We start from the raw sequence: 7,533 nt of genomic DNA, 5'->3' as shown, positions 1-7,533 counted from the left end.
GGCCCGGGGGACCGGCTGGGGCTACTCGCTGTGGGAGTTCAAGGTCTACGGCACCACCGGCGGCGGTGGCCAGCCCGGCGGCCGGCCGATCTCCGAGTTCAAGAAGGTCGACGCGTCGTCCTGGGAGGGTGGCAACGCGCCCGCCGCCGCGCTCGACGGTCGGACCACCACCCGCTGGTCGAGCCAGTTCAGCGACCCGCAGTGGCTGCGCGTCGACTTCGGCGGCGTCGCCACCGTGAGCAAGGTCGTCATCAACTGGGAGGCCGCGTACGCCACCGGCTACCGGCTGGAGACGTCCAACGACGGGAACACCTGGACGACGATCTACACCACCACGACCGGCAAGGGCGGCGTCGAGCAGCTCACCGTTGCCGGCGCCGGACGGTACCTGCGGTTCTACGGCACCGCCCGGGCCACCGGCTACGGGTACTCGTTCTGGGAATTCCAGGCATACGGCACCATCGACGACACCGCCACCACCGCGCCGATGCTCTCCGGCCCCACCAAGCCACCGGGCACGCTCAACCAGTTCGCGCTGACCGCCCCGGCCGACGGCGCCATGGTCACCACCACCCGCCGGCCCACCCTCAGTTGGGCGGCCGTCGGCGGTGCCACCCGCTACCAGGTGTGGATCAACATCAGCCGTACCGACTACGACTTCACCGCCTCCGGCAACCTCATCGACCTCTACACCAAGGTCGCAGAGCCGACCGGCACCTCCTACACGCCGGTCTGGGACCTGCCGGACCGCTGGACCTACAAGTGGTACGTCACCTCGGTCGGCGGCACCCCGCTCACCTCGAACATCCGCCGCTTCAGCGTCTACCTGCCCACCCTCGAGACCGTCGCCGACGGCATCGGCATCGTCGCCGGCAGCCGGGACCTCAACCGGAACGGCGCCATCGAGCCGTACGAGAACTGGCGCCTGCCGGTGGAGACCCGGGTCGACGACCTGCTGAGCCGGATGACGGCCGAGGAGAAGGCGTACCAGATGTTCTACAACGCCCAGGCGTACCCGCGCTCGGGCTGGCACTTCGGCCCGGCGCAGGCGCAGGACCTGCACAACCAGCTGCTCGCGTCGTCCGGCACCCGGCTGGGCATCCCGTTCGTCTCGGCCGGCGACACCATCCACGGCTACCAGACCAGCTATCCCATGCAGAGCGCCCTCGCCGCCGCGAAGAACTACGCGCTGGACTACAGGCTCGGCGACATGCAGCGGCGCGAACAGCTCGAGGTCGGCACGCGCGGCGTCCTCGGGCCGCTCGCCGAGGTCGGCACCAAGGTGATCTACCCGCGCATCCAGGAGGGCAACGGCGAGAACGCGCAGGTCGCTGCGGCCCAGGTGCGGGCGCTGGTGGCCGGCCTGCAGGGCGGCCCGGAGCTGAACCCGAACTCCGTGCTCGCCACCGTCAAGCACTGGCCGGGTGAGGGCGCCGGCGGCGAGGCGCTGATCGTCTACGACGGCGTGACGATCAAGTACCACATGATCCCGTTCCGCGCCGCGATGGAGGCGGGCGCGGTCAACATCATGCCCGGGTACGCGGGCAGCTCGTACCTCGATCCGGGCGGCCCGGGCGCGGGCGACAGCGCACCGATCCTCGCGTACCTGCGGCAGAACCTCGGCTACCAGGGCCTGATCACCACCGACTGGCTGCCCTCCGGCTCCTGGGTCGGCGCGGCGAACGCCGGGTCCGACGTGATGGGCGGGGCGGACCCGGGCGCGGCCGGCTTCTCGATCGCCACCTTCGTCGCGAACGTGCCCGCGTCCCGGATCGACGACGCCGTGCGGCGGGTGCTGTGGCTGAAGTTCCAGCTCGGCATCTTCGAAAACCCGTACGGCGACCCGGTCAACGGCCCGTACCGGTTCCACCAGCCGGCGTACGCGGCGCTGGCCAACCAGGCGTCCCGCGAGGCGATGACGCTGCTGAAGAACGACGGCGCGGTGCTGCCGATCCGGCTCAACCCGGGCGACAACATCGTGGTGGCCGGTCCGCGCGCCGCCGACACCGCCGCCTGCTGCGTCTGGACCAGCTTCTTCCACGCCGAGTACGGGTCGCAGACCCTCCTGGACGCGATCCGCACCCGGGCCACCCAGAGCGGCGTGAACGTCTACGCCGACGACGGGCCGAACCCGAAGCTGGCCGTCGTGGCGGTGGGGGAGGCGTCCTACACCCACGCGACCAACTGGCCGAAGGAACAGCCGTACCTGCCGCCGGACCAGCTCGCGGTGATCCAGAACTTCCGGTCCCGGGGCATCCCGGTGGTGGTGGCGCTGGTCCTGCCCCGCCCGTACGTCATCACCGAGTGGCGCGACCTGGCCAGCGCCATCGTCGTCACCTACCGGGGCGGCGAGGAGATGGGCCCGGCGCTGGCCGGCCTGCTCTTCGGTGACTACGCGCCGAGCGGCAAGCTGCCCTGGCAGCTCCCGCGCAGCCTGGACCAGGTGCTCCGACCGGGTGGCACCGACGTGCCGGCGGACGCCGTCGAGGCCTGGGACCTGCCCTACGACCTGGGCGCCACCACCACGGAGCGCAACCAGATCCGGGCCAGCATCGACGCCGGCCAACCCCCGGCCACGACATACGGCAACCCGCTGTATCCGTACGGGGCCGGCATGACGGGATTCTGACCGCCACCACCGGAGCCGGGGCCGCCGGTCCGCGCCGTGGACCGGCGACCCCACCCCCGCGTTGGAACCGGGGGAGCGGCCGGCCCCGACCTGGTGACCGGCGGCCGGACCGCGAGCCCCCGCGGGAGGAGCCGGCGGGACCTGGTCATCCGTCGGCGCGGCCGAGCCGGTGGCGCAGGGCGAGCTGGAGGGCGAGCCGGGCGTCCGGGTCGTCGAGCGTCGCGCCGAACAGCTCGCGCAGCCTGCGCATCCGGTAGCGGACGGTCTGCGGGTGGGTGTGCAGCTCCTCGGCCACCGCGACCACCTGCCCCTGTCGGCGTAGCCAGCCGTACAACGTCTCGGCCAGGGCTCGCCGGTTCCCGGGACGCAGCCCGGCCAGCGGCGCGAGACAGGTGTCGGCGAGGTGGTCGGCCAGCCCCGGCTCCCAGCGCAGCAGCAGGATGGGCAGGTGGTCGTCGCCGACGACCGGGTCCGACCGCAGCACTCCCTCCTGGCGCAGGGCCAACGCCCGACGGGAGATCCGGTAGGACAACCTGGCCCGGCTCAGCGCGACGGTCGGCCCGAGCGCCGCCCGCCGCCCGGCCAGGGCCCGGCGGGTCCCGTCCAGGCGGCCCGGGGCGGCCGGGTCGGGCAGCACGATCCGGACGGCGTCGTCGATGACGGTGCCGATCGCGCCGCCGCCGATGGCCCGGGCCAGGTGCTCGGCGTCGGTGCCGTCCACGCTGAGCACCGCGACGGTGCGGGGCAGCGGCCAGCGGGCGGCGTCGGCGGCCGCGTGCAGGGCGGCGTCGGCCGGCGGCTCCGGCTGGACCAGCAGGGTGATCAGGCGGCGGCGGGTGGTCACCCAGTCCTGGGCGGCGTCGCGCTGCTCGTCGAGGAACCCCTCGGCGGCGGCGCCGGCCAGGGCGTCCGCGTAGCCGAACAGCGCCCCGGCGATCACGTACAGGTCGGCGGGGGTGGGACCGTCGTCCCCGGTGTGCTCCACCAGGAACGCCCAGATGTCCCGCGCGCCGAGGGTGAGCACCGTCCGCAGGGCGTCCACCCGGTGCCCCTCCCGGTACTCCGTGCGCCCGAGCGTGTGGAAGACGGCCCGGGTGGCGGCCAGGTCCCGACCGGGGTCGGCGACCGCGTCGACGAAGGCGTCCACCGCGGTCTGCACGCCGAGGGCGAGGCCCCGCCCCTGCCCGCCGGTGAGCGAGCGGCCCTGCGCCCGCATCGCCGCGCGTACCGTGCCGAGGATCCGCTCGTGCAACGGCCCGCGCAGCCCGCGCAGGTATGCGCCGACAGCCGGCGCGAGGCCGGCGAGGCCGGGTTCGATGGCGAAAAGGGTGTCGGCCACCGACGGGACTCCTTGTCATCCGGGTGACAAATCCGGGCGTGATTCATGCGTACCCCGAGCAAAGATTTTGGCAGCCCGGTACGTACCGTCGGGGACGTGGATACCGATGTGATCGTGGTCGGGGCGGGCCTCGCGGGCCTGGTCGCCGCCGCCGAGGCGGCCGACGCCGGCCGCCGGGTGCTGCTGCTCGACCAGGAACCCGAGCAGAACCTCGGCGGGCAGGCGTGGTGGTCGTTCGGTGGACTCTTCCTGGTCGACTCGCCCGAACAGCGGCGGATGGGCATCCGCGACTCCGTCGAGCTGGCCTGGCAGGACTGGACCGGCAGCGCCGCCTTCGACCGGCCCGAGGACCACTGGCCGCGCCGCTGGGCCGAGGCGTACGTGCACTTCGCGGCCGGGGAGAAGCGGGCCTGGCTGCGCGCGATGGGCCACCGGATCTTCCCGGTGGTGAGCTGGGCCGAGCGCGGTGGGGGAGCGGCGGACGGGCACGGCAACTCGGTGCCCCGGTTCCACGTCACCTGGGGCACCGGCCCCGGCGTGGTCGAGCCGTTCGCCCGGCGGGTCCGGGCCGCCGCGGAGCAGGGCCGGATCCGGCTGCTGTTCCGGCACCGCGTCGACGAGCTGGTGACCACCGGTGGCGTGGTCACCGGCGTGCGCGGGGCGGTCCTGGCACCCGACGACGCGCCCCGCGGCCGGCCCACCTCCCGCACCGTCGTCGGCGAGTTCGCCCACGCGGCGCCGGCCGTGATCATCACCTCGGGCGGCATCGGCGGCGACCACGACCTGGTCCGCCGCGCCTGGCCGGCCCGGCTCGGCACCCCGCCGCAGCGGATGGTCACCGGGGTGCCCGCGTACGTCGACGGCCGGATGCTCGCCGTCACCGAGGCGGCCGGCGGCCAGATCATCAACCCCGACCGGATGTGGCACTACACCGAGGGGCTGCGCAACTGGGATCCGATCTGGCCCGGTCACGGCATCCGGATCCTGCCCGGCCCCTCGTCCCTGTGGCTCGACGCGACCGGCCGGCGGTTGCCGCCGCCGCTCTTCCCCGGCTTCGACACCCTGGCCACCCTGCGGCACCTCCGGTCCACCGGGTACGACTACAGCTGGTTCCTGCTCACCCAGAAGATCCTGGAGAAGGAGTTCGCGCTGTCGGGCTCCGAGCAGAACCCGGACCTGACGGGCCGCAGCGTCCGGCGGGTCCTGCAACGGGTACGCCCCGGCGCGCCCGGACCGGTCGAGGCGTTCAAGCGGCACGGCGCCGACTTCGTCGTGGCCGACGACCTGTCGCAGCTGGTCGACGGGATGAACAGGCTGGCCGCCGAGACCGGCGGGCCGCAGCTCGACGCCGCCGAGCTGCGCCGGCTGGTCGAGGCCCGGGACCGTGAGATCGCCCACCCGTACGGCAAGGACGCCCAGCTCACCGCCGTCCAGGGCGCCCGTCGCTACCGGGGCGACCGGTTGATCCGGGTCGCCACCCCGCACCGCCTGCTCGATCCGTCCGCCGGCCCGCTGCTCGCCGTCCAGCTGCACGTGCTCACCCGCAAGACCCTGGGCGGACTGCACACCGACCTGTCCGGCCGGGTGTTGCGGCCCGACGGCGAGCCGCTGGGCGGGGTGTACGCCGCCGGCGAGGTCGCCGGCTTCGGCGGCGGTGGGATGCACGGGTACAACGCCCTGGAGGGCACCTTCCTCGGCGGCTGTCTCTTCTCCGGCCGTACCGCCGGTCGGGCCGCCGCCGCAGCCGTCGGCTGACCCGGCGGGCGCCCCGCCGTGCCGTAACGCGCGACGTCCGTCGCGGGGCGCGGCGCGGCAGTGCCCGCCAAACTTTCGTCGCCGCCCGGGCAACCTCGCCCACCGCCCGACCGGTATTCACCGTTGACCGGGAACGAGGGAGGCGCGGGTGGCGAAGCGGCAGGAGTTCGACGAGTTCGTGGTGGCCTGCTCGTCCCGGTTGCTGCGGACGGCGTACCTGCTGACCCGGGACCGGGTGCTCGCCGAGGACCTGCTCCAGACCGCGCTCACCAGGGCCTGGTTCGCCTGGCACCGCATCGACGGCGGACCCGAACCGTACGTCCGGAAGATCATCGCCAACACGTACGCGTCGTGGTGGCGGCGAAGGTGGAACGCGGAGGAGGCGGTCGCGGAACCACCCGAGGACCGCGGCCCACCACCCGATCCGTTCGCCGTCCTCGACGTTCGCGACGAACTGTGGCGCTCCCTCGGTCGGCTGCCCAAGAGGCAGCGAACGGTACTGGTGCTGCGCTACTTCGAGGATCTCTCGGAGGTGGAGATCGCCCGGGTGATGGGTTGCACGGTCGGCACCGTGAAGAGCCAGGCGGCGAAGGCGTTGGCCAAGCTGCGGCTCGACGAGACGTTGGGGGTGAAGGCATGAACAGCATGCTGCGGGACGTGTTCGAGGAGCGGGCCGCCGAGGTGGCCGGGAAGAGCGTCGAGCAGGCGCGGCTCGCCGCCGTGCACGGCCGCATCGCGCGGGTCCGCCGCCGCCGGACAGCCGCCGCCGGCGCGGCCGTGACGGTGGTGGCCGTCGCCGTCGGGATCGGGGCGACGGCGGCACGGCCACCGGTCCCGAAGCCACCCATCGGCGACTCGCCCACCCCGAGCCCGAGCCCCTCCGCCCGCACGATCGAGGGTTTCCCCGAGTACCACGAGGGGGGCCGGGTGCGGTGGGCGGCCTCCGGCCCGGCGTCGGACCGGACCGTCAGCCTGACCTTCGTCCCCACCAGCACGAACCTGGTGATCTGGACCCGCTGCGACCCGCCGGAGATCGACGCTTGGCTGATCATGCCGGACGGCTCCGGCCTCGGCGGCGGCTGCGGATCGACCCATCGGCTCGACGCCCAGTGGTTGGCCTCCCTCGGCATCAAGGTCGGACGGCCCGTCACCCTGCGGCTCTCGACGGACGGTTTCGGGATGCTGCCGCACGCCCGGCAGGAAAACCCCGCAACCGGCACCATCGCGCTCGCCGCCGGGGAGGCCGTCCCGTTCGCCGCGTACCCGCTGCCGCCTCGGCCGGCCACCCTGCCGCCGCTGGCCACCGCGGACGACGGCATCACCATCCACAGCGCGCCGGCTGATCCGCGCGCCCCGCAGACCCTGCAGGTGCCCAGGCACAAGCGGCTGACGTTCCTGGCGCAGTCCCAGACGCCGGGCGCCCTGCGGGTGCTGGCCGACGGGCGGGAGATCACCACCTGCGTGAAGTGGGACTACGCCCCGACGGCGGCGAAACCGAGCCGAGCCGAGATCGACAACGGCTGTTACGAGGAGTTCCTCCCCGACGACCTCGACCGGCCGACGAAGAGTGACACCATCACGATCACCGTCCAGCCGCAGCACGTGACGGGGGCGTGGGCGGTGCGCGTCTCCTGACCTCCCGGACGGCCCGCCCGTGCCCGGACCTGCCCGCGGCGGTCCGGGCACGGGCGGGTCAGGAGAGCCGGGCTGCCGCGCACGGCGGGCCTGACGAAAGTCAGGGGTGGTAGCTGTCGATCGGGTCCGGTGGCCGTACCGCGCGAGTCCGTAGCGTCGCCGACGTCAGTCGAGA

Annotated in this window: 5 protein-coding genes; 4 read left to right on the top strand and 1 reads right to left on the bottom strand. The window is 73.7% G+C overall.

The window, feature by feature from the left end; translation table 11 throughout:
- Positions 1-2,629 (top strand): glycoside hydrolase family 3 C-terminal domain-containing protein (locus ACL02O_RS08825; RefSeq protein WP_412817494.1); only part of this gene is annotated, 2,629 nt, incomplete at its 5' end.
- Between the two features lie 145 nt (positions 2,630-2,774).
- Here the strand turns inward: ACL02O_RS08825 and ACL02O_RS08820 are convergent.
- Positions 2,775-3,968 carry a PucR family transcriptional regulator gene (locus ACL02O_RS08820; protein ID WP_412817493.1) on the bottom strand — a complete coding sequence of 398 codons (1,194 nt, stop codon included), beginning with the start codon at positions 3,966-3,968 and terminating at the stop codon, positions 2,775-2,777.
- A gap of 96 nt (positions 3,969-4,064) precedes the next feature.
- Here ACL02O_RS08820 and ACL02O_RS08815 point away from each other — a divergent pair, with 96 nt between their 5' ends.
- The 3 genes from ACL02O_RS08815 (at position 4,065) to ACL02O_RS08805 (ending at position 7,358) form a co-directional block, all read left to right on the top strand.
- Complete coding sequence (locus ACL02O_RS08815; RefSeq protein ID WP_412817492.1) at positions 4,065-5,723, top strand: FAD-binding dehydrogenase; 1,659 nt, start codon at positions 4,065-4,067, stop codon at positions 5,721-5,723.
- Between the two features lie 148 nt (positions 5,724-5,871).
- Entirely contained in the window at positions 5,872-6,363 is a 492-nt protein-coding gene (locus ACL02O_RS08810) for a SigE family RNA polymerase sigma factor (protein ID WP_412817491.1), read from the top strand.
- On the top strand, positions 6,360-7,358 hold the full coding sequence (locus ACL02O_RS08805; protein WP_412817490.1) for a hypothetical protein: 999 nt from the start codon (positions 6,360-6,362) through the stop codon (positions 7,356-7,358). Before ACL02O_RS08810 ends, ACL02O_RS08805 begins: the two co-directional genes overlap by 4 nt.
- Positions 7,359-7,533 lie beyond the last annotated feature (175 nt).

This window comes from Micromonospora mangrovicola, from assembly GCF_047200535.1.
Taxonomy (GTDB): Bacteria; Actinomycetota; Actinomycetes; order Mycobacteriales; family Micromonosporaceae; genus Micromonospora.
This window is presented reverse-complemented; position numbering and strand designations above follow the sequence as displayed.